Source organism: Chitinophaga deserti (assembly GCF_003149455.1).
GTDB classification, from domain to species: Bacteria; Bacteroidota; Bacteroidia; order Chitinophagales; family Chitinophagaceae; genus Chitinophaga; species Chitinophaga deserti.
Map to the genome: position 1 here is coordinate 21,527 of NZ_QFFK01000016.1, position 22,857 is coordinate 44,383.

The following is a 22,857-nucleotide window of genomic DNA, read 5'->3' on the forward strand; positions in this document are numbered from 1 at the left end:
TGTATAATTTCGTTCCCGGTTGTGTATGTGTCCGGATACTTTTTTGCCGGTTTGTGTCGTTGTTATAGTCAGTCACCCAGTAAAACCTTATCACATTGAAAAAAGTCACCGGCCTTGTATTACTACTTGCTGCCCCTTTTATCACCAAATCTCAGGACTGGCATATCGGAGGAACCGCCGGGATCAGCAATTACAACGGAGATCTTACAGAGAAGCGTGTAGATCTTAAAACTACCGGCCCCATGATAGGGCTATTGGTAAAGCGGGATATGAACCGCTGGCTTACCCTCAGAGGTGGCTTTACTTTCGGGATGATTTCCGCAGACGATAAGAATAATAAAAGTGCGGCACTCATCGCCCGTAACCTTAGTTTCCGTTCTCCCATCTGGGAAGGGCACCTCGGCGCGGAACTCAATTTCCTGGATATAGACGATAAAGGATTTACGCCTTATGTATTTGGCGGTGTGGCGCTGTTTAGTTTTTACCCCACTGCGAAAGACAGCTCAGGGGCACGTGTGCCATTACGCAGGCTGAGTACAGAAGGGCAGGGCCTCCCGCAATATCCTGAGCGTGGCGGGCAATATGCGCTGCACCAGATATCCATTCCATTCGGTGTGGGTTTCAAATATTTATTTACCGACCGCATTACCATAGGATTTGAATTAGGCCTGCGCCCCACGTTCACCGATTACCTCGATGATGTGAGTACCACGTATGTAGACCGTAACACCCTCCTGGCAGAAAGGGGGCAGACCGCGGTAGACTGGGCATGGCGCGGAGATGAGATACACGGAGGTGCTTATCCGCTGGATGGCGCCAAACGTGGCTCTGCGAAGTATAAGGATTGGTATACCTTTACGGGTATCACTTTCCTGTATCGTTTGGGTGGTAGTTCGGGCGGACTGCGCTCTACCAATTTCTCGAAATGTTTCCGCATGTAAAAGATACTTTGGCACGATGGTTGCATAATGTGTAATCACAACATTTGCCCCCAATCAAGTCCAAATAGAAAAAGTAAAAGACCGTCTTTCGTGACGGTCTTTTTTTATGCCTTCCACTTTCCTGCAAAATAAATTTGAAAATATTTTTTACGGGAAGAAATCAATGAGACGTTGAAACCTGCTATGGTCAATGGTTTGGGGAGAAATTTCCACATTGGCATACTTTTGGATTTACAGAAGTAAGTCCGACAGCCGCCAACGAAAAAGGGGATGAAAGGACCGGGATCAATCTAAAACAGCAGGCTATGAAAAAGCTACTTCTCTTGATGCTCCTCCTCGGAGCCGCCTACGCCACACAAGCACAACATGGAAGGTACGACCGTAATGCACGTTATGACCGGTACGATCGTGATCGTGACCGCGACAGGTATGACGACGACGATTGTGACGATGACCGCCGTGGCCGTGGGCATTACAAACATGGAAAGTACAAGAAGCACGGGCATCATCACCATGATTACCGCCGCTACGATTGCAGGGATGAAAGAGTAGTGGTAGTAAGGCCTCGTTATCCGTTCCCTCCTCCGCCACCGCCGATCCCCCTGCCCCGCAGGCCCCGCGTTTCCGGAGTGATCGTTTTCGGTAACTGATTTTAGTACATCTTCTATTGTCACAATATTTTAGTACCTCCACAAGGCCCCGGTTCTCCGGGGCCTTTGTTGTTGATATACATAAGGGCAATACCTTACTGCTTCCGCAAATCCATGCGGAAAAAAATTGAATTGAATAATGCAGATGGGAATGGGGTGGGAAGGGATTAATATCCCGGATTGGGGGCTGTCTTGAAATCGAAAATCAGATGTGAATGCCTGATAGTTATTTTTGCTTCTTCAGAAGGTGCAGTAATGGGTGTTTTGATGTTGTTTTTTTTCAGGATGGTTAGTATGTCGTACATCACATCCAGCACTTCGCCTGTTTGGCTGTACGCCTTTGATAAAAGTGCAAACCTGGGATTTGTCAAACATATCTCCAGATCACTTTCTAATTTTGTAAGCTTTCTAATGGCACTCTCTACCCGGCTTATTTCCCGGGAAAGATTCCTTTCCTTAAAATCAGTAATGTTTTCCTGAAAAATTGCATGAATTCCATTCATAAATTTCAGTTGTTCAGATAAGTTTTTATTGATTTTTTTAATCAGCCAGCGGGTATAAATAGTCGATGGCCATCATACTTTCGAATTCAATGTACCTTTTTCTGAATTTCAAAACTTTTTCCAGAAACTATTTTTACAAAAAAAAAGGCACCTTTCTGCAAGGTGCCTTTTCTATTGAAGTATGTCTTATTACTTATGAATCTCTGAAGTGAAGTGGAACTCGATATCCGGGTTATTGGCGCGCTCGGTATTGAGGTACCATTCGGATTGTGCGAGGTATACAAGGTGCCCGTCTTTATCATACACCACGTTCGCACTTTTAAAGCGGATGAACTCTTCCAGCTTCTTTTTGTCGCCGGTAATCCAGCAGGCTTTATAGAAGGGTAGGGTGTTGAACTGGCAGGATGCGCCATACTCCTGGAGCAGGCGGTACTGAATTACTTCAAATTGCAGGTCGCCCACACAACCGATGATCTTACGGTTACCGTTGTGCTGGGTATACAGCTGCGCAACCCCTTCATCCGTAAGCTGGGAAATACCTTTCTCCAGCTGCTTCGTTTTCATGGGGTCTTTATTTACCAGCTCCTTGAACAGCTCCGGAGAGAAGCTGGGGATGCCGGTAAAGAAAAAGTTTTCACCTTCAGTAAGCGTATCGCCGATTTTGAAGTTGCCGGTATCGAACAAGCCCACTACGTCGCCGGGATAGGCGTCGTCCACAATATTCTTCTCCCGTGCAAGGAAGCTGTACGGGTTGGCGAAGCGCACATCTTTATCGAGGCGCACGTGATGGAAATATTTGTTCCGCTCAAACTTACCGGCACATACCCGAAGGAATGCGATACGGTCGCGGTGACGGGGATCCAGGTTTGCGTGAATCTTAAAGATGAAACCGGAGAACTTATCTTCCGTTACTTTCACTTCCCGGGTGCTGGCCTGCCTGTCGCGCGGAACAGGAGCGATGTCCACAAAAGTATCCAGCAGATCTTTTACCCCGAAGTTGTTCACGGCGCTGCCGAAGAAAACGGGAGCCAGTTTACCTTCGAGATAAGGAGCAGGATCAAAATGATCATACACCCCTTCGATCAGTTCCACGTCATTGCGGAGCTGTGCGGCATCCGTTTTATTGAAAAGTTCATCGATCTTGGGACTGGAAAGGTCTTCCATGGGAACGATATCATCGTCGGTAGCTTTACGGTTGGCCGCAAAAGAAACAAAGCTTTTATCGTAGAGGTTGTACACGCCTTTAAAGTCTTTCCCCATGTTGATGGGCCAGCTGAGCGGGCGTACCCTGATGTTGAGGAGTTCTTCCAGTTCATCGAGCAGGTCGAAAGGGTTTTTACCATCGCGGTCGAGCTTATTCACGAAAATGATCACGGGGGTATCGCGCATGCGGCACACTTCCATGAGTTTCTTCGTTTGCTCTTCCACACCCTTTACACAGTCGATCACAAGTACCACACTGTCTACCGCCGTAAGGGTACGGTAGGTGTCTTCGGCAAAGTCCTTGTGACCGGGGGTATCCAGGAGGTTAACGAGGATATCGCGGTATTCGAAGGTCATTACCGAGGTAGCCACGGAGATACCGCGCTGCCGTTCGATCTCCATGAAGTCGGACGTGGTATGTTTCTTAATCTTATTGGATTTCACCGCACCGGCCGTCTGGATGGCACCGCCGAACAGGAGGAACTTCTCCGTGAGCGTGGTTTTACCGGCATCGGGGTGGGCGATAATCGCAAATGTTTTCCTTTTATTAATCTCGTTGAGGTACTTCATCTTTTAGCAAATGGCAGCAAAGGTACATTTTTCCGGTAAAAAGGAACGTGTTACCAGTGTTTGGCATTGGTTTATATGTTATTTTTGAAACATGCTATCGACCCTCAAGATCGTTTGGAACAGCCTGAAAATGGCCTTGCAGGAACTGCGGGTCAATAAACTCCGCACTTTTCTCTCCCTGCTGGGCATCACCATAGGTATATTCTGCATCATCGCCGTACTAACGGTTACCGACAGTATGGAAAAATCTATCCGGAAAGACCTGAACTCCCTGGGAACCAACGTCGTGTATATCGAAAAATGGCCATGGGACGGTGGCGGGGAATGGTGGCAATATATGAACCGCCCGCAGCCTAAATATCATGAAGTACGGCAGATAAAGGATAAGGTAGGCTCTACCGACGCCGTAACTTTTACATTCTCCACCGGCGGCAGAAAGGTAGAATACGGGTCTGATTACATGGACCAGGTAGCCATAATCGCCACTTCGGCTGATCTGGACAAAATGCAGACCATCGATTTGCTGGCCGGCAGGTATTTTAGTCCTTCGGAATTCAGCAGCGGCTCCAATGGAGTAGTTCTGGGCTGGAATATCGCCAACGGCTTGTTTGGGAATCCCGAACTGGCAGTGGGCAAAGAAATCCGTGTGTCTGACCGGAAGTGCCGGGTGATAGGGGTGTTGAAGCGCAAAGGAGAAAGCCTCATAGGCGGGGTGCTGAACGACGATTGTGTGGTGATGACCTACTTTTATGCCCGTACCATCGTGGACGAGCGCAGCTGGAGTGTGAATACTACCATTTTAGCCCGCGCTGCCGACGGTATACCTACCGCACAGATGAAAGACGACCTCACCGGCGCTATGCGTGCCCTCCGCCGCCTGAAGCCTGCGGAAGGGAACGATTTCGCGCTGAATGAGATCACTACGGTGCAGGGAGAGCTCACCACCCTGTTCACTTACATCAATGCCGGCGGATGGATGATCGCAGCATTTGCATTGCTGGTAGGCGGCTTTGGCATCGCCAACATCATGTTTGTGACGGTAAAGGAAAGAACGAACATCATCGGCCTGAAGAAGGCTATCGGCGCCCGCCCGGGTGTTATATTAACAGAATTCCTCATTGAGTCCATGATCCTCTGTATGGTAGGGGGCGGGCTTGGCCTGCTGGTCGTTTTCGCAGGAGCCACCATCGCCAAGAACCTGTTCAGCACTTTCCAGATCGGACTGTCGGCCGGGAATATCATTCTCGGGTTCGCTATTTCAGGGATCGTTGGGATCATTGCAGGGTTTATTCCGGCATGGACCGCCAGCAGGTTAGACCCTGTGGTGGCCATCAGGAGCAATTAGGCACGCCTATTGCCATGAGTTAATATATTTGCACCCAATTTTACCTTACATGAAGCACATTTTCCTGACCGGAGCACTCAGCATATGCCTGTTTTCAGGTTGCGAAACCACCCAGCAGATCATTAACACCTGGCCTACCACCACCACTATGCCCGGCCAGCCTAACAGTTTCCAGATCGCATCCGGACTGAAAGAAGCCCTCACCATCGGTGCGCAAAACGCATCCGGAAGACTTTCCACTCCCAACGGCTTCTTTGCCAATGCCATGCTGAAAATACTTATGCCTCCCGAAGCGCAGAAGGTAGAATCCACCCTCCGCAACCTGGGCATGGGCAGCGTAGTGGATAAAGCCGTATTGGCCATGAACCGCGGGGCCGAAGAAGCCGCCAAGTCTGCCGCACCTATTTTTGTAAACGCCATCCGCCAGATGAGCATTACCGATGCCATCGGCATCCTCCGCGGTGGCGACTTTGCCGCTACCAATTACTTCAAACAGAAAACCACCGCCGCGCTCACCACGGCTTTCAGTCCTGTTATCAGCAGCGCCCTGAAGAAAGTGGATGCCACCAAATACTGGGCGGATGTTTTCAACGTATACAACCGTTTCTCCAAAACTCCGGTTAATACCGACCTCACCGCCTATGTAACCGAGCGTGCCATCAGCGGTATTTTCAATGAAGTAGGACTGGAAGAGCAGAAGATCCGGAAGGACCCTGCCGCCCGGGTTACCGAACTGCTGAAAACCGTGTTTGGCAGCCAGCTTGCGCAGAATAAGTAAGGGGTGCATAAGGGGCATGCATTTCCGCCGCTTTTCGCGTAACTTTGCGGACTTATGCCGGTTAACATACTTGCCATAGAATCTTCCTGCGACGATACCAGCGCAGCCATTATTTCCGACGGGAAAGTACTCTCTAATGTAATTGCCGGGCAGGCAGTACATGAACAATACGGAGGGGTAGTGCCTGAGCTGGCATCGCGTGCCCATCAGGAGAACATTGTTCCGGTGGTAGACCTGGCTTTGAAGAAAGCCGGTATGACCCCGCAAAACCTTAGTGCCATCGCTTTCACGCAAAGCCCCGGCCTCATCGGCTCCCTGCTGGTAGGCAGCTGCTTCGCCAAGTCCATGGCCATGGCGCTCGACCTCCCGCTCATAGGCGTACATCACATGCAGGCACACGTGCTGGCCAACTTCATTGATGATCCTAAACCATCGTTCCCCTGCCTCTGCCTCACCGTTTCAGGCGGGCATACGCAGATCGTGCAGGTAGATGGCCCCTTGCAAATGAAGATCATCGGCGAAACGCTGGACGATGCTGCCGGTGAAGCATTTGACAAATCCGCCAAAATCCTCGGTCTTCCTTATCCCGGCGGGCCGCTGGTAGATAAATATGCCAAAGAAGGCAATCCCAAAGCATATAAATTCCCGGAACCGCAGATCCCCGGGCTTGATTTCAGCTTCTCGGGCCTGAAAACATCCATCCTTTATTTCCTGCAGGAAAACAAAGCGAAAGATCCGGAGTTCGTGGAAAAGAACCTCGCGGATATCTGCGCATCCATCCAGCACAGGATCGTTACCATTCTTACCAATAAGCTGGTGAAAGCCGCCGAGGCAACGGGTATCACTGAAATCTGCATCGCCGGTGGCGTAAGTGCCAATTCCGGGCTGCGGAAGGCGCTGGAAACACTGGGGCAGCAACAGGGCTGGAACGTTTACATCCCCCAATTCCAATATTGTACAGACAATGCCGCCATGATAGCCATGACGGCCCATTATAAATACCTGGCCGGGGCTTTCAGCTCTGCGGATACCGTGCCTACGGCCCGCGCGGCATTTGAATAAGCACTTCCATGGGTAATTCGTGGTTCCAGTTCAAGCAGTTCAGGGTAGAGCAGGCGGGGAGCGCCATGAAGGTGTGTACAGACGCATGCATTCAGGGCGCTTTTACGGCCGCGGAGCTTTCTTCCATACCTCCACCCCGCATACTGGATATCGGTGCCGGCACGGGGCTCCTGAGCCTGATGCTGGCCCAGCAAACTACTTCTATGATAGATGCAGTAGAGCTGGATGCATCCGCCGCAGCGCAGGCAGCCGCCAACTTCGCGGCATCGCCCTGGAGCAACCGCCTCCGGCTTACGGAAGGCGATATCAGCCAATACGAATCTCCCGAACCCTACGACTTCATCATTTCCAATCCACCCTTCTTTCAGCGCGACCTTCGCGGGCCGGATGCGCGCCGCACAGCGGCCATGCATACCGCAACACTGGATTACGAAGCATTGCTGTCGGCTATTTCCAGACTGTTGCGGAAAGACGGGCAATTTTCCCTGTTGTTGCCCTATGAATCGTTCTCCGTTTTTCACCAACAGGCATCGGCAGCGGGATTTCAACTGCTCACCAGGCTCAATGTGCGGCAAACACCCGCGCACGCTCCATTCCGGACGGTAGGAATCTTTGGGCAGGGAGTACAGCGGCCGGATGAAGAACTTATCATCCACAATACAGAGCGTCAATACACGCAGGAGTTTGTTGCATTACTGCAGCCGTATTATCTCCATCTCTGAAATAATTCATATTTACTACAATCAGGTATGCTGTCAACCTTGCCGGCTACATGCGTATGCGTTGAATTATTGTTGTTTCCGCGCTTATCATGATTATCAGAAATTGCCGGGAGAATTTTCTATATTATCGGTCTAAATTCCACGTATGAAGATTGTCTTATTAACAGTCATACAGTTCATGTGCTGTATGGCTGCGGCTTTGAGCAATGCCGGAAATGCGGATAATAGAGCAGGCGTAGTGGCAGAAGGGCAGTTGCTGGAAGTAACCTGGCCGGCAGGCAAATCCGGTACCGGAAGGGTAGTATTCGACCTCGCACCCGGCAACCCGCTTTTCAATGAAATATCCCTGAACGGAAAAAGGATCGCCTCCGGTGTGGACCCTGCTTTTGTAGTGAGCGTTGGCAGAAGGGATCTGCTATCCCAAAACGGCTGGAACATATTCTTCGACAAAGTACCGGAAAGGCCTTACCAGACTTACCTGCTATCCATTGCCAAAACCGATGCATCAGTTAAAAAGGAAGGAAGCCGTACGGTTGTAACCGTTGGACCGGTTTCAGCAGGTTCATTCAAAGGCCATCTCGAAATCACTTTTTATCATGGAAGCCCCTTGCTGAATGTTGCCGCGGTAGTATCTACAGACAAAGATGCCACTGCAATTGTATTCGACGCAGGCATAGCCGGTGAGAAGGCAGACTGGCAGCAGGTTGCATGGATCAATACCAGCGATAGTCTTATCAATGCAAAAACATCCGCGGCAGACAGTGCCCGTAATGTGCCAGTGAAATACCGTGCCATTGCAGCATCGGGTAAAGAAGGCACACTGGCCCTGTTTCCGCCTCCGCACCAGTATTTTTACCCGCTGGATGAAGCCTTCAATCTCCGGTTCACCTGGTATGGGAAAGGATACCGCGGACTGGTGAAAGGGAACGGGATTGGCATCCGGCAGGAACTGCAGGGGGATAAGCGTTTCGTACCCTGGTTCAATGCCCCGCCGGGAACCCGGCAGCGCATGAACTTCTTTTGTTTGCTGAACAATGAAAGCGAAGCGGCAGCCTTTGCCGCAGTGAAGCGATTTACGCATAACGATCAGTATGTAAAGCTTCCCGGGTTTAAGACCATGTCGAGCCATTTTCATAACGAGTTCGTCATGAAAGTGATCATGGCCGGGAAGCCGGTGCCTGAGCATCCTGAATTTGTGGATGTGTTTAAGCAGCTGGGGGTAGATATCGTACACCTTGCAGAGTTTCATTACACCGCCGATCCCAGAGGGCCGGACGAGAAGCGTTTGCCGCAGTTAAAGGCGCTTTTTGACCTGTGTGAGCAGCATTCGGGGAAAGACTTCCTGCTGTTGCCGGGTGAAGAGCCGAATGAGTTCTTTGGCGGGCATTGGCTGAACATCTTCCCCCGGCCGGTTTACTGGGTGATGTCGCGCAAAGGCGAAAGGCCTTATGTGGAAGAGAAAGCGGGTTACGGGAAAGTGTATCACGTTGGCAACAAGGAGGAAATGCTGCAATTGCTGAAAGATGAAAAAGGCCTGGCCTGGACGGCCCACCCACGCACGAAAGGTTCCGTGAATACCCCGGATATCTATAACCATGAATCGTTCTTTCAGTCGGACCGGTTTATGGGTGCCGCCTGGAAAGCCATGCCTGCCGATCTTTCGGAGCCACGCCTTGGTAAACGGGTGCTGGACCTAATGGATGATATGAACAACTGGGGCGCACGGAAAACGGTGATAGCCGAAGCAGATCTGTTCACCATCACGAAAGAAAATGAAATGTACGCCCACATGAACGTCAACTACCTGATGCTGGATAAAATGCCGGCGTATAAAGACAGCTGGCTGCCCATTCTGGATGCCATGCAGCACGGGCGCTTTTTCAGTACAACGGGGGAGGTGCTGATGCCATCGCTGAAGGTGAACGGGACGCTCCCCGGCGACAACCTGCAGCTATCGGCCATCGGCACGGCAGATATTGCACTCACTCTCCGCTGGACCTTCCCCATGCAATTTGCAGAAATCATTTCCGGGGACGGTGAAAAGGTGTACCGTGAAAAGATAGACCTTACTGATACGGAGGCATTTGGTGAAAAGGAGTTCCGGTTCAGCAGCAGGCTGGCCGGCAGGAAGTGGGTGCGTGTGGAAGCCTGGGATGTTGCGGCAAACGGGGCTTTCAGCCAAACGTTTTACATCCGGTGAATTGGCAACAAACGGGGCAGGCCGGATTAAAAAATAAGCAAAGAAATAAGGTAATAGGCTGAAAATGAAGGCAATGTAGCGTTTGTTTCCGGTTCGGGTACGGCTATGGAAGGTTATGGCAGGGGATACTGAAACCTTGCCTAAAGGGTACTCTAATGTATATGTATTGCAGGGATTCCGCTACAGTAAAGGGTTTGGTACTGTTTTATATACATTTGATATACAGTAACCCTTCTTTAAGGGTTAAGTAAGTATACAGATAGGGGGAGTTTGTTACTGGTTTTGGCTTTAGGATATAAAGAAGAGGCTGTCTTACCTGTTTGTTAAAATAGCAGACAGCCTCCTGCATTTTAATCTTTTAACCCGAGATGCGCTTTTACCGCGGCATAATCAGTCCAGTTAACCGAAGATGCTGATCTCGACTGTGTATTGCCGGGCACGATCATGTACCGGTATTGCTGGTACTTCTTGCCATTGACAGTGACGGTGCTTAAGTCAGCATTTGAATACAGTTCGAGCTTTTGTGTGTAGGACGCGAGATCGATGTATAGTCCGGAATTACTTCTGTAAGGCAACGAAAATATAACCGGGTCGGTTGCGTCGTTGCTGTTGATGTATACTTTTACATCTGCTGTGTTTAACATCGCGAGGGTAAGTTTGGGCGCGTCAATCACGGCGAAGTAGCCAATTGTGTCGATTTTCCCGCCTGCCAGATGAATAGTATCCGGCTTAAACGGTACATCCAGCCATCCGGAATAGATCACGGTGCCGGAAACGCCATCACCTTTGGGGCCCGCAGGACCCGGGGGACCAGCAGGGCCTTGCAGGCCATTCTGTCCCTGCGGGCCAACCTCGCCGTCTTTACCGCAAGATGCTATAAGCATAATAGAAAACAGCCCTGTAACCAGGACTAAAGGGGAAATAAGATTTCGTCTTTTCATATCGGAGATTGTGTTAATGGCTAGAAGGGTAAGGGATTTCACACCCGGGTGTGGAGAAACAAAATACAATATTCCTTTAGTATTGTTACCCCTTAATACTTTTTATGCCACAACGAGGAGCGCCTACACGCTTATTAACACCGGACCTGCAAATAAAAAGGTCATAGTATCCATATTTGAGGAGGTACATTAATCTTCAGGATAACAAAACTGAAAGACCGGGGAGGGTAGTTATAGCAGAATTGAAAAGCAGGATGGGAAGGATGGGGCAGGGGCATAAAAAAAGCCGGAGAATATCTCCGGCTTTTGAATCTTGTGCCCAGAACAGGAATCGAACCTGCACTCCGTTGCCGAAACAAGATTTTGAGTCTAGCGCGTCTACCAATTCCGCCATCTGGGCATGCGATCCAGCCGTCAGGCCTTATCGCGGGTTGCAAATGTAGAAATTCTTTGTTGAATCCGCAATAAATATTTCAGTTTTGCATAACATTCTTTCAGTAAAACTACCTGGGCAGGGGTAGCTTTTCCCTGGGAAAATGCCGCCAGTTCCGGGCTTACCTCATCCTCCAGCCTGTCCATCCATTCCGCGATCCTGCGGCCCAGCAGCAGCACTGCACCTTCATCGCCGACATGCTCCAGTGTAAACAGCTGGCTGTTCACTTCCAGCATCTCCATCATGAAGATTTCGGGTAAAACGTATTTCTCCCCGGGCACCATCAGCCCTTCGAATTTTTTCAGTTCCTCCATCCGATTTTGCAAAAAAGCAAATTTACAGTAATGTTGCAGCATTCGATTCAAACACCAAGAAACAATCCACGAAACAAACATGACTTCCTTACACATCGGATTGATCCGGGAAGAAAAGATTCCGCAAGATAACCGCGTTGCATTTACCCCCCAACAATGCCAATGGATCCTCTCCAATTACCCCACCGTAAAAATCACCGTTCAGCCATCGCCGCACCGCAGCTTCAAAGACGATGAATACCGCGCCGCGGGCATCAACGTCAGTGAAGATCTTTCCGGATGCGACACCCTGCTGGGCATCAAAGAAGTACCGGTTGAAAAGCTGCTCCCCGGCAAAACCTACCTGTTCTTCTCCCACACCAAAAAGCTGCAGCCACAAAACCAGCATATGCTGCAAACCATTATGGAACGCAAGATCACGCTGATCGACTATGAGTGCCTCGTTCATCCTGACGGGCAGCGCATCCTTGGTTTCGGTTTCTTCGCCGGTGTGGTAGGCGCGCATAACGGCCTCCTCGAATTTGGGCGCCGTACCGGGCTGTTCAACTTCAAGCGGGTACATGAATGCCACGACTTCCAGGAGCTGATCACCCATTACTTCGGCGTAAAACTGCCACCAGTTAAGATTGTAACCACAGGATCGGGCAGGGTAACTGCAGGTATACTGGAAGTGATGGGACTGCTGGGCATCAAATACATCCCGCCGGAAGAGTTCCTTATCAACGAATACGCCTATCCCGTATACACCCAGCTCAAAGCCGGTGAGCTTTACCTCCGCCGGTCCGACAAAACCTACAGCCGGGAAGATTTTCATAACCATCCGGAGCTGTACGACTGCAAATTCCTGCCGTTCGTTACCTGCTCAGATATCCTCATGAACGGTATTTACTGGGATCAGGATATTGCCCCGTTATTTACCTGGGACGATCTCGCCAAAGATAACTTCCGCATACAGGTGATTGCCGATATTACCGACGACCAGGGCGGTTCTGTACCCTGTAATCTCGGAGATGCCACAATAGAAGATCCGGTATACGGTGTGCATCGCAAAGAGCGTGAAAAGATAGCGCCTTACGATGCCGAAGGTGTTACCATGATGTGCGTAGGCAATCTACCCAACGAGCTTCCCAGAGACGCCTCCCAGTTCTTCGGCGACCATCTCATGAAGTACGTGTTCGATGATCTGGTGAATGGAGGCAGCGAAATGATCACCAAAGCCACTATCACTGATAACGGCCATCTTACCGACCGCTACGCTTATATGGCTGACTATGCGAAAGGGGAGTAAATCCTGCGGTTAATTATCCTTGTTCTTCGCCTGCTTACGTTCAAACCTCTGTTTGGCGATGCTGTATGCCTCTTCAATGTACTGGAGGGTATCTGTCATTTGTTGGCCCTCCGGGTTGAGGATACAGATGTAATACTGTGCCGCATAATGCGGATGGGGGAGGAAGCGGTTTAATGCCGTGTAATCCTTTTCTTCATCAGGATCGGGGAACAGTGCGGTAAACGTATCCTTCCTTATGCCTATGTTAACCCTGTACACGCCTTCGCGGGAGAGGCCGGAGATATTGTCGTATTCATTATCGGATAAGGCAATAGTCGCCACCGGCAGGGCTTGTTCCGATGCGTAGAAATAGAAGATGTACCCGCCATGCTCCATGCGCGTTACGTTCGGGAGGTTCGATGAAATGTATTGTTCAATCTGATGTACTGACATATTCCCTGTAGTTTGAGCGTGTAAAGTTAGGGTGATGAATTACATTTGAAAAGTACTTACCTTCCCGTCACCTAGTGACACGGATTAAAGCATTCAGCATGGATAAGCATTTGAAGCCAAAAATAAATCCGGAGCCTTGTCCGTTCCAGGAAGCGATGGACTTACTTTCCGGTAAATGGACCATGTCTATCGTAAATGCCCTTATGAGCGGAACACTCCGGTTTACGGAACTGGAGCGTTGCATAACCGGCATCAATACCCGGATGCTGGCCCGGGAGCTGAAAGCACTGGAAAGGAAGCACATCATTACCCGCAAAGCATACCCTACCGTACCACCAACGGTGGAGTATACCCTCACAGGGAAAGGAGAGTCCCTGAAACCGGTGCTGGTGGAAATACAGTCGTGGGCCATGCAAAATTATACCCGTTCACTTACCAGGGAAACCACATAAGCAGCCTGCCATCTGTTCCATGTTATCACGTATAATTCTTTAACCCGCAGGAAACTGCGGGTTTTTCTTATTTTGGTATAAATTCTCAATATGAGATCCCTTTACCTTTTTAGCTGCATCTTCCTCTTTGCCTCCCAGGCTTTTGCACAGAAAATGGAATTCCTCCGCCAATCAGAAACCTTCCGGAAAAGCGGGAAACAACCGGACTTTTATTACTGGTCTGCCCACGAGGATACTGCCGGACTTGCCTATGTGGCAACACTGCAGGCGCGTGGTACCGCAATGAATGGGGGTAAAACGCTGTATGAACTTTGGCTGGGCTGCCTGATGAAAAGCCGGAAAACCGGAGCGAATGCATTCATACTGCAGTCGTTTACAGATACCGATTCCACACAGCCTGTGCTGATACTGGATTTATATTATGCATCCGCCGCAGCAGCAGAGAGGAACGAGGCGCGAAAAGAGCGGAATGTGGTCTATTTGTTTGGAAACAAGGGAAAGCCCATGCCGGTGAAGGTAAACGGTGAAGAAAAGGACATCCCTGCCAATGGATGGCTGCGATATGAAACACCGCAGGGCAGTGAATTGAAACTCAGTAAGGGAGGTGTTGGTGGTGCGCATTTGACGATCACGGGAAAAGAAGACCGGCTGGCCACATATTACTCCGTATCCGGCTTCGGGCTGGGAGGGATGGTGCCGCCACCCGGCACAGTTGGGCTCAGCTTCAATACCGGCAGAATTACCGAGATGCACCCGGACTTTGGAGGGTTGCTGCTGGAAGTACTTAGAAAGAATACCGCACCGGTCCCTGTAGCTGGTAAATAAACCAGCGGATATAAAATATTGTAGCTCTCCGGTTCATTCCGGGGGGCTTTTTTTATGACCGGTAAGGATTGATGGGGGAATGCCCAGCAGAAATATAGTACCGGTGAAATAGCTTTACCGGGTTATTTTTTCCGGTCATCGTACCGGAGCTGGATGTCTGCAGGGATAAGGGTTGGTGGTTGGAGATGTTGTATAACAGACTGCCCGTTACCTGAACTGACTACCTGGCGCTGCAGATTCGGGAGGAAAATAGATTCCGGGCCAATGATGCTGATGGAGATATGTGTAATGTCATCTTCCGTAAGACTGTTAATGAACTTTTCGAGGACGATTTGTAAAATCTCGGCTGGGGTTTGCTCCATTTAATTGTTTTTAGTGAACAGGGGATGTCTTAAAAAAAAAGTGGCGCTTTAAGCAGTTTCCGGGGCCTGGGTACCTACAGATTTACAGCAAGATAAGTGAAAAAATACACGATGCATCACATACGAGGTCAATATATTTTGCACTTTTCTTCAATTTGGCCGGATGAATGAAATCCGGGACGTTAAATTGCTTAAAGCCCTTGGCACGCGGTTCAAAGAACTGCGTGAACAATCTGGTTTGAGCAACCGCGAATTCGCGGATTACGCCGGTATTGGCCATGCCCAGATCCACCGGATCGATACCGGGCAGGTAAATGTATCTATCAGCACGCTCAGTGCCATCGCTAAAGTACTCGGCATCTCACTCAGTGATTTATTGCGGGATCTGTAAAGAAAAAACCGGCTACATCTGGGATGCAGCCGGTTGAAATATGCTTTAATGCAGTATTCAGTCAGGATGCGCCTAACGACCGGAGCGCCAGCCATGCCATTAACCCTGCACCGATTTCGAGGGATTGCTCGTCTGCATCGAATGTAGCGGTATGTAACCCTGAAGTGAAGCCCCGGGCTTCGTTACGTACGCCTAAACGGTAGAAACATGCATCTGCCTGTTGAGAATAGGATGCAAAGTCTTCTGCCGCCATCCAGATAGGAAGATCCACCACATTTTCTGCTCCCATATATTCTTCCGTGAGCGCCCGCACTTCCGCGGTGAGCGCTTCATGATTGATCAGTACAGGATACCCCACTCGGATGTTCACTTCACAACTGCCACCCATTCCTTCCGCAATGGAGTGTGCCATTTTACGGATGCGTTCATGCGCATCGAAGCGCCATGTTTCATCCAGCGTACGGAAGGTACCATCTATGATCACTTTATCAGGGATTACATTGTGCGCTCCCTCTGCGAGTACTTTCCCGATGGAGAGCACAGAGGGCATAGTGGGATCGGCATTGCGGCTCACGATCTGCTGGAATGCGAGGATCATGTGGCTGGCGATGATGACAGGATCAATAGTAGTATGGGGCATGGCGCCATGGCCGCCTTTCCCGTAAACTTCAATATAGATCTCATCTGCACTGGCCATATATCTTCCCGGTCGAATGCCGATCTTACCTACAGGCAGCTCCGGCATCACATGCTGCCCCAGTATCCGGGCAGGTGCCGGGTTCTGCAATACGCCTTCGGCAATCATCAGGCTGGCACCACCGGGTATACATTCTTCTCCGGGCTGGAAAATGAATTTCACCGTTCCGGAGAAAGTATGCCGCAGTTGCTGCAATATCTCAGCTACGCCCAGCAGAGAAGTAGTATGTACATCGTGACCGCAGGCATGCATAACACCGGGGTTCTGCGATTTATAGGGTACATCGTTCAGCTCTGTAATGGGCAATGCGTCCATATCGGCACGGAGGGCCACTACCTGGTCAGACGGGCCTTTAGTGCCCTGCAACAGGGCTACAAGGCCGGTATTGGCCATCTTCTGACAGGGGATGCCCAGTGCATCCAGTTTACCGGCTACGAATGCGCAGGTATTTTCTTCTACGAACGAGAGTTCCGGGTGTGCATGCAGATGACGGCGCGTGGCTACGGCCTTGTCCTGTAAACTGCGGGCGATATCCCGGATCTTTTCCTTCAGCATATATGTAATCAGATGTTATCTTTTTCAAGGAAGGCCTGCACAAAAGCATCGTCTGTCAACTCCGGGTATTCAGCTATCACACGGGTGATTTCTTCTGATTGTCCGGGTGATAGGACTTCATGATCACTCAGGCACCAGGTACCTTCGATAAGCCCCTGCCTTCTCAATACTTCATGCAGCCCTGCAATGGAACCTTTGAAGGAGTGGGAGGGATCAAAAAGGGCGGCGTTCATGTCCGTAACGGCAATGTTGGTGCTGAGCAGGTCAGTATCATCCGGATTTGCCCTGATACGGTCAAAAAGCTGTACCACGTTGCTGGTCCATACCGACCAGTGACCCAATAACCCACCGGCGAACCGCTTCTCCACAATTTTACCGTTCACGGGCAGGCGGTATACTGTCATCAGGTCGGCCACAATGTTATCATCGTTCCCTGTATACATCGCTATCTCATCCCTGCGTTCCGAGTTACATACGGCACGGAACACGTCCAGCGTCTGGTAACGATTAAAGGGTGCGGTTTTGATAGCGAACAGATTGGGAATGTCGGCCAGTTGCCGCCAGCAATCGTAACTCAATATACGACCTCCTACAGAAGGTTGGAGATAAAATCCGAAAACAGGAATTACTTCCGCTACGGCTGCTACGTGTTGCACGAGCTGGTCTTCGGAATAATCTTTCAGTCCGCCCATGCTTACCAGACCGATATGGTAACCAAGTCCTTTAGCAATATGGGCTTCTTTAACAGCCTGTTCCGTAGGCCCTGCGATACCGGCTACTTTAATGAAAGGGCGGTCCAGCTTCGCTTTGTCGATTTCTTCTGCAGCCAGGCGCAGCACGCGCTCATAGAGGTTGTATTGCGGCCAGCGGATCTCGAATTGTGTGGTGTGTACGCCTACAGCTACACCACCTGCGCCGGAGGCTATGTAATAACGGGTAAGGCGGCGCTGGCGGGCTTCATCCAGCTGCCTGTCTTCCGTAAGTACCAACGGGTGGGCGGGAATCACAGTACCGCTGTAGAGTAATGATTTGACGGATGCGTCCATATAATGAAAGCGGATATTAGGTGTTAGAATTTACCGGTTCTGGTCTGGAAATGGGTGGGCTTTTTGATGGTGGCGCCGCCGGACTGGTACCACTCGAGCGTCATGCGGATCATGTCGCGCAGGGTAACTTTCGGGTAACCGAACAGGCGGAAGCTTTCTGCGGCATTATTAAGCAATGCGGTTTCTGCCTCTTCGTTTACAAACTGCGGTGTTTTACCGGCCAGTTTGCCGAATTCTTCTGCTATCCAGCGTACGGCTGCAGTTTCCGGACCGGTGATGTTGAGATATTTGGCCGGGGCGGCAGTATGCAGGAAAGAGCGGAGCGCATACTCATTGGCATCGCCCTGCCAGATCACGTTCACATGGCCCATGCGGAGGTCGATAGGCGACTCGTTTACTACGGATTTACAGATTTCGAGGAGCACGCCATAACGGAGATCGTTCGCATAGTTGAGGCGGTAAATAAGCAGTTCGGTACCATATTGCTGGGAGAAGTGCTCGAAGATGCGTTCACGGCCGAGGCAGGACTGTGCATATTCCCCTACAGGACCGGGCGCCATGCTTTCATCTGCACCGCCGGAAAATACCGGTACCAGCGGATAAACGTTGCCGGTAGAGTAAACCACGATCTTAGAATTGCGGTATTTCTCAGCCACACGGCCCGGCAGGTAAGCATTCATGGCCCAGGTAAAGGCTTCTTTACCGGTGGTGCCGAATTTTGTGCCTGCAAGGTAGAGTACGTTCTTTGCATCAGGCAGCGCCGCCAGTTCGGCTTCATTCATCAGGTCTGCGGCGATGGCTTCCACACCTGCGGCTTCCAGTTCTTCGCGGAGTCCCGGTTCAGAAAGGCGGGAAACGCCTATTACCCTGCGGGGAACACCGGAAGCATCTACGGCCTGTTTAGCCAGTTTTGCGAGGCTGGGACCGATCTTGCCGCCCACACCAAGGATAAGAATATCGCCTTCGAGGCACGCAATGTCTGCCACCAATGCTTCGGAAGGCTTCAGCAGCTCTTCAACAGTTGAGAATATTGTGTCCATGTCGTATTGTTTGCAAAGTGATTTTTAAGAGAAGAATAAAGTTTTAATGTTGCTGGCGGCGAGGATGAACATAAAGAGGAGGCCCAGTGCGCCGAAGAATTTCACGTAAACGGAATTTTTCATCGGGCCCATAATCTTTTCATCATTGGCAATCAGGTAAAGTGCTACGCCGATGAAAGGCACGATGAAAATAGTAACCGCCTGTGCCAGCACGATCAGCTCCAGTGGCAGCTTCCCGAATGAAATGGCTACAATGGCGCCGAGGGCCATGATGATACCAATGAGTATCCTCACTTTCCCCGATTGCAGGGAACCTCCGAAGCCCAGTGCATCGCCCAGCAGCGTGCCACCCAGTGCCGCGTTTCCGATCATGGCGGAAAAGGATGCGCCGAACAGGCCCGACAGGAACAGGGCGGAAGCGAAGTTGCCGAAGATGGGCTCCAGTGCAAGGGCCATGTCGGTTGCCTTGGTGACATTGATATTACGGCTGTGTAACACCGCAGCACTGCACGACATTACCACGGCAGCCAGTATTCCCAGGATGACCATCCCCGGGATGGCTTCCCGGCCGGTTTGCTTAGCCAGCGGGTTAATACGTTTACGCTCCTGTACGAGGTAGGCCTGGTACATGGCCCCCACAATCGAGAAGCAGGAAGCGATGAAAGCGATGGTGAGCGGGAGGGAGCCTTCCGGCAATGTGGGTATTACCATACCTGAGGCCATTGCGGAAAGGGAAGGTTTTGTAAAGAAGAAGGTGGTACAGAAGGCGAGAAGCATCAGTCCGATCAGCCCGATCATGACTTTTTCCAGTGATTTGTAGAAACTGCGGAAGAACAGCATGATCATGGCTATCACGTTAAATACCACTACCCAGATCTGTGAAGACGTTTGTGTGGCTTCGCCAATTGCGATTCCTATGCCGATGGAGTTACCCGCCTGAAACGAGGCACATACAAGAAATACCCCCACACCGATGGCGATACGTGCTCCTTTCCCCCATTTGCGGCCAATGGTTACCAGGACGGATTCGCTGGTAGCAATCCCTATCCTTGCGCTCATTACGGCGAAAATGACCATGAAGAAGATGGCGACTACCACCAGCCAGAGGAGGGTATATCCATATTTGGCACCCATCATGGAGGCAATGGTGATCTTACTGGGGCCGAATACAAGCGCGGCAGTAATGAGCCCCGGCCCAATAGCCTGCAGCCATGCTTTGCCGCGGCTGGCGGAAGGTGCTGAAACAGAAGGGCGCGCGGCGGCTGTTGATTCTTCCATAAAACGTTTAATTTATGAGTTGACCTGGTTGTTATTTTACGGGTGCGTACACGTAGCTTGTATCTCTTTATAGTAAAGCGTTTAAGAATAACGTGAAATAATTTCGTGTACGTACCCGAAAGTACATGGATTAACCGGATAATGCAAATTATTTTCAGCAGGAAAGCATATTTTAAACAAGCGGTGTCCTTAATATAGTGGGAGGGCCAAATATTTTTTCTCTTGCCCTCTTTCCTTGCATTTTTCAGATATAATTGCCTAACTTCCGGGTGCGTACCCGGTAATTACCGGAATTTTACCACGCAGGTTGAAGGTTCAACCATTTTTTAGGACACATGACGGGTACGTACCCGAAAGTAACGGGAACTACGGGTATCAACCATCTCAAACGCATTAAAGATCTAATTCCACATGACGCATCGCTATGACCGCAGACAGTTTCTACAGTCCATCACCGCCGCAGGCATCGCCACCGGACTTACCGCCAGCAGCTCCCTTCGTGCCATGGCCCTTAACGCCAACCCGGTACGCATCGGCATCATCGGGTGCGATACTTCACATGCCGTGGCATTCGCCAAAAGTTTCAATAAAGACGTGGTTACTCCCGGACTGGAAGGCTTCAGAATCGTTGCCGCCCTGCCGGAAGCCAGTCCGGATATAGAAAACAACCAGAAACGCCTGCCCGGGTTTGTGGAAGAACTGAAGAAACTCGGTGTGGAGATGGTGTCCTCCATGGAAGAACTGCTCCGGCAATCTGATGTGGTAATGGTAGAGTCCAACGACGGCCGCCCTCATCTCCGCCAGGCACTGCCAGCCATACAGGCGGGTAAGAAAGTGTTCATCGATAAGCCCCTTTCTGCCACGCTCGCCGAAGGCATCGAAATATTCAACCTCGCGGAAAAACATAACGCCGCCATCTTCTCCGCATCCTCACTCCGCTATATGGATAATGCACAGGCAGTAGCCGGAGGCTCAATCGGGAAAGTAATGGGTGCAGATGCATACAGCCCCTGTGCCCTGGAGAAAACGCACCCCGATCTTTACTGGTACGGCATCCATGGCGTGGAAACACTCTTTACCGTTATGGGCACCGGCTGCCAGTCGGTTTCCCGGATCAGTACGCCGGATGCCGATGTGGTAACGGGCGTTTGGGAAGGAGGGAGGATCGGTACTTTCAGGGGTATCCGCGGAGGTAAGCAGGATTATGGAGGCACGGCATTCGGGGAAAAGGGTATTGCAGCCCTCGGTCCATATAAAGGCTATGAACCGTTGCTGCTGCGCATAGCAGATTTCTTCCGGACGGGCATATCACCGGTACCCCGCGAGGCCACGTTGGAGATTCTCGCCTTTATGGATGCAGCTGATGAGAGTAAGCGCCGGAAAGGAGCTTCCGTCACGATTGAGGCCATGTTCAAAAAAGCAAATAAACACAAACGTTAATCATATTCCTTCTACCCACATAATTGCTATCTCATGGAAAAATCCCGCAGATCATTTCTGAAGAATACGGCGAAAGGCACAGCCCTTATCGCTGCCGGTGGTATATTACCCGGCTTCTCCGCCCAAAGCTATGCCTCCATTATTGGCGCAAATGAGCGCATCCGCGTTGGCGTAATGGGGGTGAATGCACGTGGACTGGCACTGGCCCAGAACTATGCAAAACAACCCAATTGCGAAGTGGTTTCCATCTCTGATGTGGATAGCCGCGCCACGGTAAAATGCATTGCCAAAGTAGAAGATATCCAGAAAAAGAAACCTGTTGATATTCCCGATTTCAGGAAAGCCCTGGAACAGAAGGATATGGACGCGCTTATTGTAGCTGCGCCAGACCATTGGCATGCGCCCGCTGCTATACTGGCCGCTAAAGCCGGGAAGCACGTATACCTCGAAAAGCCCTGCAGCCACAATCCCCATGAAGGAGAACTGCTTGTGGCAGCACAAAAGAAATATAAGACCGTCATCCAGATGGGCAACCAGCGCAGGTCATGGCCCAATGTCATCAAAGCGATTCAGGAGGTGAAAGACGGCTCCATCGGCCGTGCTTATTTCGGGAAGGGATGGTATACCAATAACCGCCAGTCTATCGGCAGGGGGAAAGAATCTGCAGTGCCCGATTGGCTCAACTACGATCTCTGGCAGGGCCCTGCTCCGCGCAAGGCTTTCCGCGATAACCTTATTCACTACAACTGGCACTGGTTCTGGAACTGGGGTACGGGAGAAGCACTGAACAATGGCACGCATATGATCGATCTGCTGCGCTGGGGAATGGGAGTGGAGTATCCGGTAAAGGTATCGTCTTCCGGTGGCCGTTACCGGTATGAGGATGACTGGGAAACACCGGATACACAGGTCATCAACCTGGAGTTTGATAACAATTCCGGCATGGTATGGGAAGGCCGCAGCTGTAATGGCAAACCGGTGGAAGGGAATTCTGCGGGTGTGTTGTTTTATGGAGAGAAAGGATCGCTGTTGATTGACGGGAATGCCTATACCATTTACGACCTCGATAATAAAGTGGTGAAAGATGTGAAGAATGATATGAAGATCGATGCGCGCAACCTTACCAACCCTGCAGAAGCGCTGGATGCCCTTCACTTCCAGAATTTCTTTGACGCCATCCGCAACGGCTCCAGGCTCAATAGCGACATCCTGAGCGGTCATCAGAGCACACTGCTTTGCCAGCTGGGCAACATCGCCCTGCGCACCGGCAGCACCCTGCATACAGACCCTTCTAACGGACGGATCAAAAACAATGCGGCAGCGCAGAAATTATGGAAACGGGCTTACCAGCCGGGCTGGGAACCTACCGTATAAATCAATAAATCATTG

At 50.6% G+C, this 22,857-nt stretch carries 23 protein-coding genes and 1 tRNA gene; 13 read left to right on the forward strand and 11 right to left on the reverse strand.

What is annotated here, in order from left to right:
* The first annotated feature begins 95 nt into the window (after nt 1-95).
* Nucleotides 96-941 (forward strand): type IX secretion system protein PorG, encoded by an 846-nt coding sequence (gene porG, locus DEV76_RS24920; protein WP_157963106.1) that lies wholly within the window; start codon nt 96-98, stop codon nt 939-941.
* Between the two features lie 305 nt (nt 942-1,246).
* The gene (locus DEV76_RS26050) at nt 1,247-1,591 is read left to right on the forward strand and encodes a hypothetical protein (RefSeq protein WP_157963107.1); all 345 of its coding nucleotides are present in this window, start codon (nt 1,247-1,249) and stop codon (nt 1,589-1,591) included.
* A gap of 167 nt (nt 1,592-1,758) precedes the next feature.
* On the opposite strand, the gene DEV76_RS24925 is transcribed toward DEV76_RS26050, so the two are convergent.
* Together DEV76_RS24925 and DEV76_RS24930 are read right to left on the reverse strand one after the other, a co-directional pair.
* Nucleotides 1,759-2,094 carry a hypothetical protein gene (locus DEV76_RS24925; RefSeq protein ID WP_109700682.1) on the reverse strand — a complete coding sequence of 112 codons (336 nt, stop codon included), beginning with the start codon at nt 2,092-2,094 and terminating at the stop codon, nt 1,759-1,761.
* Nucleotides 2,095-2,283: 189 nt separating this feature from the next.
* Nucleotides 2,284-3,867: a peptide chain release factor 3 gene (locus tag DEV76_RS24930; protein WP_109700683.1), complete on the reverse strand. Its 1,584-nt coding sequence runs from the start codon at nt 3,865-3,867 to the stop codon at nt 2,284-2,286.
* A 91-nt stretch (nt 3,868-3,958) separates the two neighbouring features.
* On the opposite strand from DEV76_RS24930, the gene DEV76_RS24935 reads away from it, so the two are divergent.
* From DEV76_RS24935 to DEV76_RS24955, 5 genes are all read left to right on the forward strand, one after another.
* Nucleotides 3,959-5,212: an ABC transporter permease gene (locus DEV76_RS24935; protein WP_109700684.1), complete on the forward strand. Its 1,254-nt coding sequence runs from the start codon at nt 3,959-3,961 to the stop codon at nt 5,210-5,212.
* A gap of 49 nt (nt 5,213-5,261) precedes the next feature.
* Complete coding sequence (locus tag DEV76_RS24940; RefSeq protein ID WP_109700685.1) at nt 5,262-5,990, forward strand: DUF4197 domain-containing protein; 729 nt, start codon at nt 5,262-5,264, stop codon at nt 5,988-5,990.
* Nucleotides 5,991-6,044: 54 nt separating this feature from the next.
* Nucleotides 6,045-7,052: a tRNA (adenosine(37)-N6)-threonylcarbamoyltransferase complex transferase subunit TsaD gene (tsaD, locus tag DEV76_RS24945; RefSeq protein WP_109700686.1), complete on the forward strand. Its 1,008-nt coding sequence runs from the start codon at nt 6,045-6,047 to the stop codon at nt 7,050-7,052.
* An 8-nt stretch (nt 7,053-7,060) separates the two neighbouring features.
* Entirely contained in the window at nt 7,061-7,774 is a 714-nt protein-coding gene (locus tag DEV76_RS24950; RefSeq protein WP_109700687.1) for a tRNA1(Val) (adenine(37)-N6)-methyltransferase, read from the forward strand.
* A gap of 145 nt (nt 7,775-7,919) precedes the next feature.
* Nucleotides 7,920-9,974, forward strand: coding sequence for a CehA/McbA family metallohydrolase domain-containing protein (locus DEV76_RS24955; RefSeq protein WP_109700688.1), 2,055 nt, complete (start codon nt 7,920-7,922; stop codon nt 9,972-9,974).
* Between the two features lie 350 nt (nt 9,975-10,324).
* Here DEV76_RS24955 and DEV76_RS24960 read toward each other — a convergent pair whose 3' ends face one another.
* From DEV76_RS24960 to DEV76_RS24970, 3 genes are all read right to left on the reverse strand, one after another.
* On the reverse strand, nt 10,325-10,915 hold the full coding sequence (locus DEV76_RS24960; RefSeq protein WP_198652231.1) for a hypothetical protein: 591 nt from the start codon (nt 10,913-10,915) through the stop codon (nt 10,325-10,327).
* Between the two features lie 316 nt (nt 10,916-11,231).
* Nucleotides 11,232-11,315, reverse strand: a tRNA-Leu gene (locus DEV76_RS24965).
* A 14-nt stretch (nt 11,316-11,329) separates the two neighbouring features.
* Entirely contained in the window at nt 11,330-11,662 is a 333-nt protein-coding gene (locus DEV76_RS24970; protein ID WP_232827040.1) for an iron-sulfur cluster co-chaperone HscB C-terminal domain-containing protein, read from the reverse strand.
* 79 nt (nt 11,663-11,741) lie between these two features.
* Here DEV76_RS24970 and DEV76_RS24975 point away from each other — a divergent pair, with 79 nt between their 5' ends.
* Nucleotides 11,742-12,950 (forward strand): NAD(P)-dependent oxidoreductase, encoded by a 1,209-nt coding sequence (locus DEV76_RS24975; RefSeq protein ID WP_109700691.1) that lies wholly within the window; start codon nt 11,742-11,744, stop codon nt 12,948-12,950.
* Between the two features lie 9 nt (nt 12,951-12,959).
* Here the strand turns inward: DEV76_RS24975 and DEV76_RS24980 are convergent, their stop codons facing one another.
* Nucleotides 12,960-13,382, reverse strand: a complete 423-nt coding sequence (locus DEV76_RS24980; RefSeq protein WP_109700692.1) for a DUF6194 family protein — start codon at nt 13,380-13,382, stop codon at nt 12,960-12,962.
* Nucleotides 13,383-13,480: 98 nt separating this feature from the next.
* On the opposite strand from DEV76_RS24980, the gene DEV76_RS24985 reads away from it, so the two are divergent.
* Together DEV76_RS24985 and DEV76_RS24990 are read left to right on the forward strand one after the other, a co-directional pair.
* Nucleotides 13,481-13,834 (forward strand): winged helix-turn-helix transcriptional regulator, encoded by a 354-nt coding sequence (locus DEV76_RS24985; protein WP_109700736.1) that lies wholly within the window; start codon nt 13,481-13,483, stop codon nt 13,832-13,834.
* Between the two features lie 90 nt (nt 13,835-13,924).
* A complete protein-coding gene (locus tag DEV76_RS24990) occupies nt 13,925-14,659 on the forward strand; it encodes a hypothetical protein (protein ID WP_109700693.1) in 735 nt (244 codons plus the stop codon).
* A 122-nt stretch (nt 14,660-14,781) separates the two neighbouring features.
* Here the strand turns inward: DEV76_RS24990 and DEV76_RS24995 are convergent, their stop codons facing one another.
* Nucleotides 14,782-15,021 (reverse strand): hypothetical protein, encoded by a 240-nt coding sequence (locus DEV76_RS24995; RefSeq protein ID WP_109700694.1) that lies wholly within the window; start codon nt 15,019-15,021, stop codon nt 14,782-14,784.
* Nucleotides 15,022-15,184: 163 nt separating this feature from the next.
* Here DEV76_RS24995 and DEV76_RS25000 point away from each other — a divergent pair, with 163 nt between their 5' ends.
* Nucleotides 15,185-15,412: a helix-turn-helix domain-containing protein gene (locus tag DEV76_RS25000; protein ID WP_109700695.1), complete on the forward strand. Its 228-nt coding sequence runs from the start codon at nt 15,185-15,187 to the stop codon at nt 15,410-15,412.
* A gap of 61 nt (nt 15,413-15,473) precedes the next feature.
* Here the strand turns inward: DEV76_RS25000 and DEV76_RS25005 are convergent, their stop codons facing one another.
* The 4 genes from DEV76_RS25005 to DEV76_RS25020 are packed head-to-tail and all read right to left on the reverse strand — an operon-like array spanning nt 15,474 to nt 20,028.
* Nucleotides 15,474-16,664 carry a M20 metallopeptidase family protein gene (locus DEV76_RS25005; RefSeq protein WP_109700696.1) on the reverse strand — a complete coding sequence of 397 codons (1,191 nt, stop codon included), beginning with the start codon at nt 16,662-16,664 and terminating at the stop codon, nt 15,474-15,476.
* A gap of 8 nt (nt 16,665-16,672) precedes the next feature.
* Nucleotides 16,673-17,710, reverse strand: a complete 1,038-nt coding sequence (locus DEV76_RS25010) for a dihydrodipicolinate synthase family protein (RefSeq protein ID WP_109700697.1) — start codon at nt 17,708-17,710, stop codon at nt 16,673-16,675.
* A 23-nt stretch (nt 17,711-17,733) separates the two neighbouring features.
* Nucleotides 17,734-18,750 carry an NAD-dependent epimerase/dehydratase family protein gene (locus DEV76_RS25015; RefSeq protein WP_109700698.1) on the reverse strand — a complete coding sequence of 339 codons (1,017 nt, stop codon included), beginning with the start codon at nt 18,748-18,750 and terminating at the stop codon, nt 17,734-17,736.
* A 24-nt stretch (nt 18,751-18,774) separates the two neighbouring features.
* Nucleotides 18,775-20,028: an Nramp family divalent metal transporter gene (locus DEV76_RS25020; protein WP_109700699.1), complete on the reverse strand. Its 1,254-nt coding sequence runs from the start codon at nt 20,026-20,028 to the stop codon at nt 18,775-18,777.
* A 411-nt stretch (nt 20,029-20,439) separates the two neighbouring features.
* On the opposite strand from DEV76_RS25020, the gene DEV76_RS25025 reads away from it, so the two are divergent.
* Nucleotides 20,440-21,468, forward strand: a complete 1,029-nt coding sequence (locus DEV76_RS25025) for a Gfo/Idh/MocA family protein (protein WP_109700700.1) — start codon at nt 20,440-20,442, stop codon at nt 21,466-21,468.
* A 33-nt stretch (nt 21,469-21,501) separates the two neighbouring features.
* The gene (locus DEV76_RS25030) at nt 21,502-22,842 is read left to right on the forward strand and encodes a Gfo/Idh/MocA family protein (RefSeq protein WP_109700701.1); all 1,341 of its coding nucleotides are present in this window, start codon (nt 21,502-21,504) and stop codon (nt 22,840-22,842) included.
* The last annotated feature ends 15 nt before the right edge of the window (nt 22,843-22,857 follow it).

Bases quoted from the DNA above. Each gene is read 5' to 3' on its own strand.
- DEV76_RS25020 (WP_109700699.1), bottom strand. From the start codon at position 20,028: ATGGAAGAATCAACAGCCGCCGCGCGCCCTTCTGTTTCAGCACCTTCC.
- DEV76_RS24975 (WP_109700691.1), top strand. From the start codon at position 11,742: ATGACTTCCTTACACATCGGATTGATCCGGGAAGAAAAGATTCCGCAA.
- DEV76_RS24970 (WP_232827040.1), bottom strand. From the start codon at position 11,662: ATGGAGGAACTGAAAAAATTCGAAGGGCTGATGGTGCCCGGGGAGAAA.
- DEV76_RS24980 (WP_109700692.1), bottom strand. From the start codon at position 13,382: ATGTCAGTACATCAGATTGAACAATACATTTCATCGAACCTCCCGAAC.
- DEV76_RS24930 (WP_109700683.1), bottom strand. From the start codon at position 3,867: ATGAAGTACCTCAACGAGATTAATAAAAGGAAAACATTTGCGATTATC.
- DEV76_RS24955 (WP_109700688.1), top strand. From the start codon at position 7,920: ATGAAGATTGTCTTATTAACAGTCATACAGTTCATGTGCTGTATGGCT.
- DEV76_RS24960 (WP_198652231.1), bottom strand. From the start codon at position 10,915: ATGAAAAGACGAAATCTTATTTCCCCTTTAGTCCTGGTTACAGGGCTG.
- DEV76_RS25015 (WP_109700698.1), bottom strand. From the start codon at position 18,750: ATGGACACAATATTCTCAACTGTTGAAGAGCTGCTGAAGCCTTCCGAA.
- DEV76_RS24940 (WP_109700685.1), top strand. From the start codon at position 5,262: ATGAAGCACATTTTCCTGACCGGAGCACTCAGCATATGCCTGTTTTCA.
- DEV76_RS24950 (WP_109700687.1), top strand. From the start codon at position 7,061: ATGGGTAATTCGTGGTTCCAGTTCAAGCAGTTCAGGGTAGAGCAGGCG.
- DEV76_RS25010 (WP_109700697.1), bottom strand. From the start codon at position 17,710: ATGGACGCATCCGTCAAATCATTACTCTACAGCGGTACTGTGATTCCC.
- DEV76_RS24935 (WP_109700684.1), top strand. From the start codon at position 3,959: ATGCTATCGACCCTCAAGATCGTTTGGAACAGCCTGAAAATGGCCTTG.
- DEV76_RS25005 (WP_109700696.1), bottom strand. From the start codon at position 16,664: ATGCTGAAGGAAAAGATCCGGGATATCGCCCGCAGTTTACAGGACAAG.
- DEV76_RS24995 (WP_109700694.1), bottom strand. From the start codon at position 15,021: ATGGAGCAAACCCCAGCCGAGATTTTACAAATCGTCCTCGAAAAGTTC.
- DEV76_RS24990 (WP_109700693.1), top strand. From the start codon at position 13,925: ATGAGATCCCTTTACCTTTTTAGCTGCATCTTCCTCTTTGCCTCCCAG.
- DEV76_RS24925 (WP_109700682.1), bottom strand. From the start codon at position 2,094: ATGAATGGAATTCATGCAATTTTTCAGGAAAACATTACTGATTTTAAG.
- DEV76_RS26050 (WP_157963107.1), top strand. From the start codon at position 1,247: ATGAAAAAGCTACTTCTCTTGATGCTCCTCCTCGGAGCCGCCTACGCC.
- DEV76_RS25000 (WP_109700695.1), top strand. From the start codon at position 15,185: ATGAATGAAATCCGGGACGTTAAATTGCTTAAAGCCCTTGGCACGCGG.
- DEV76_RS25025 (WP_109700700.1), top strand. From the start codon at position 20,440: ATGACGCATCGCTATGACCGCAGACAGTTTCTACAGTCCATCACCGCC.
- DEV76_RS24985 (WP_109700736.1), top strand. From the start codon at position 13,481: ATGGATAAGCATTTGAAGCCAAAAATAAATCCGGAGCCTTGTCCGTTC.
- tsaD (WP_109700686.1), top strand. From the start codon at position 6,045: ATGCCGGTTAACATACTTGCCATAGAATCTTCCTGCGACGATACCAGC.
- DEV76_RS25030 (WP_109700701.1), top strand. From the start codon at position 21,502: ATGGAAAAATCCCGCAGATCATTTCTGAAGAATACGGCGAAAGGCACA.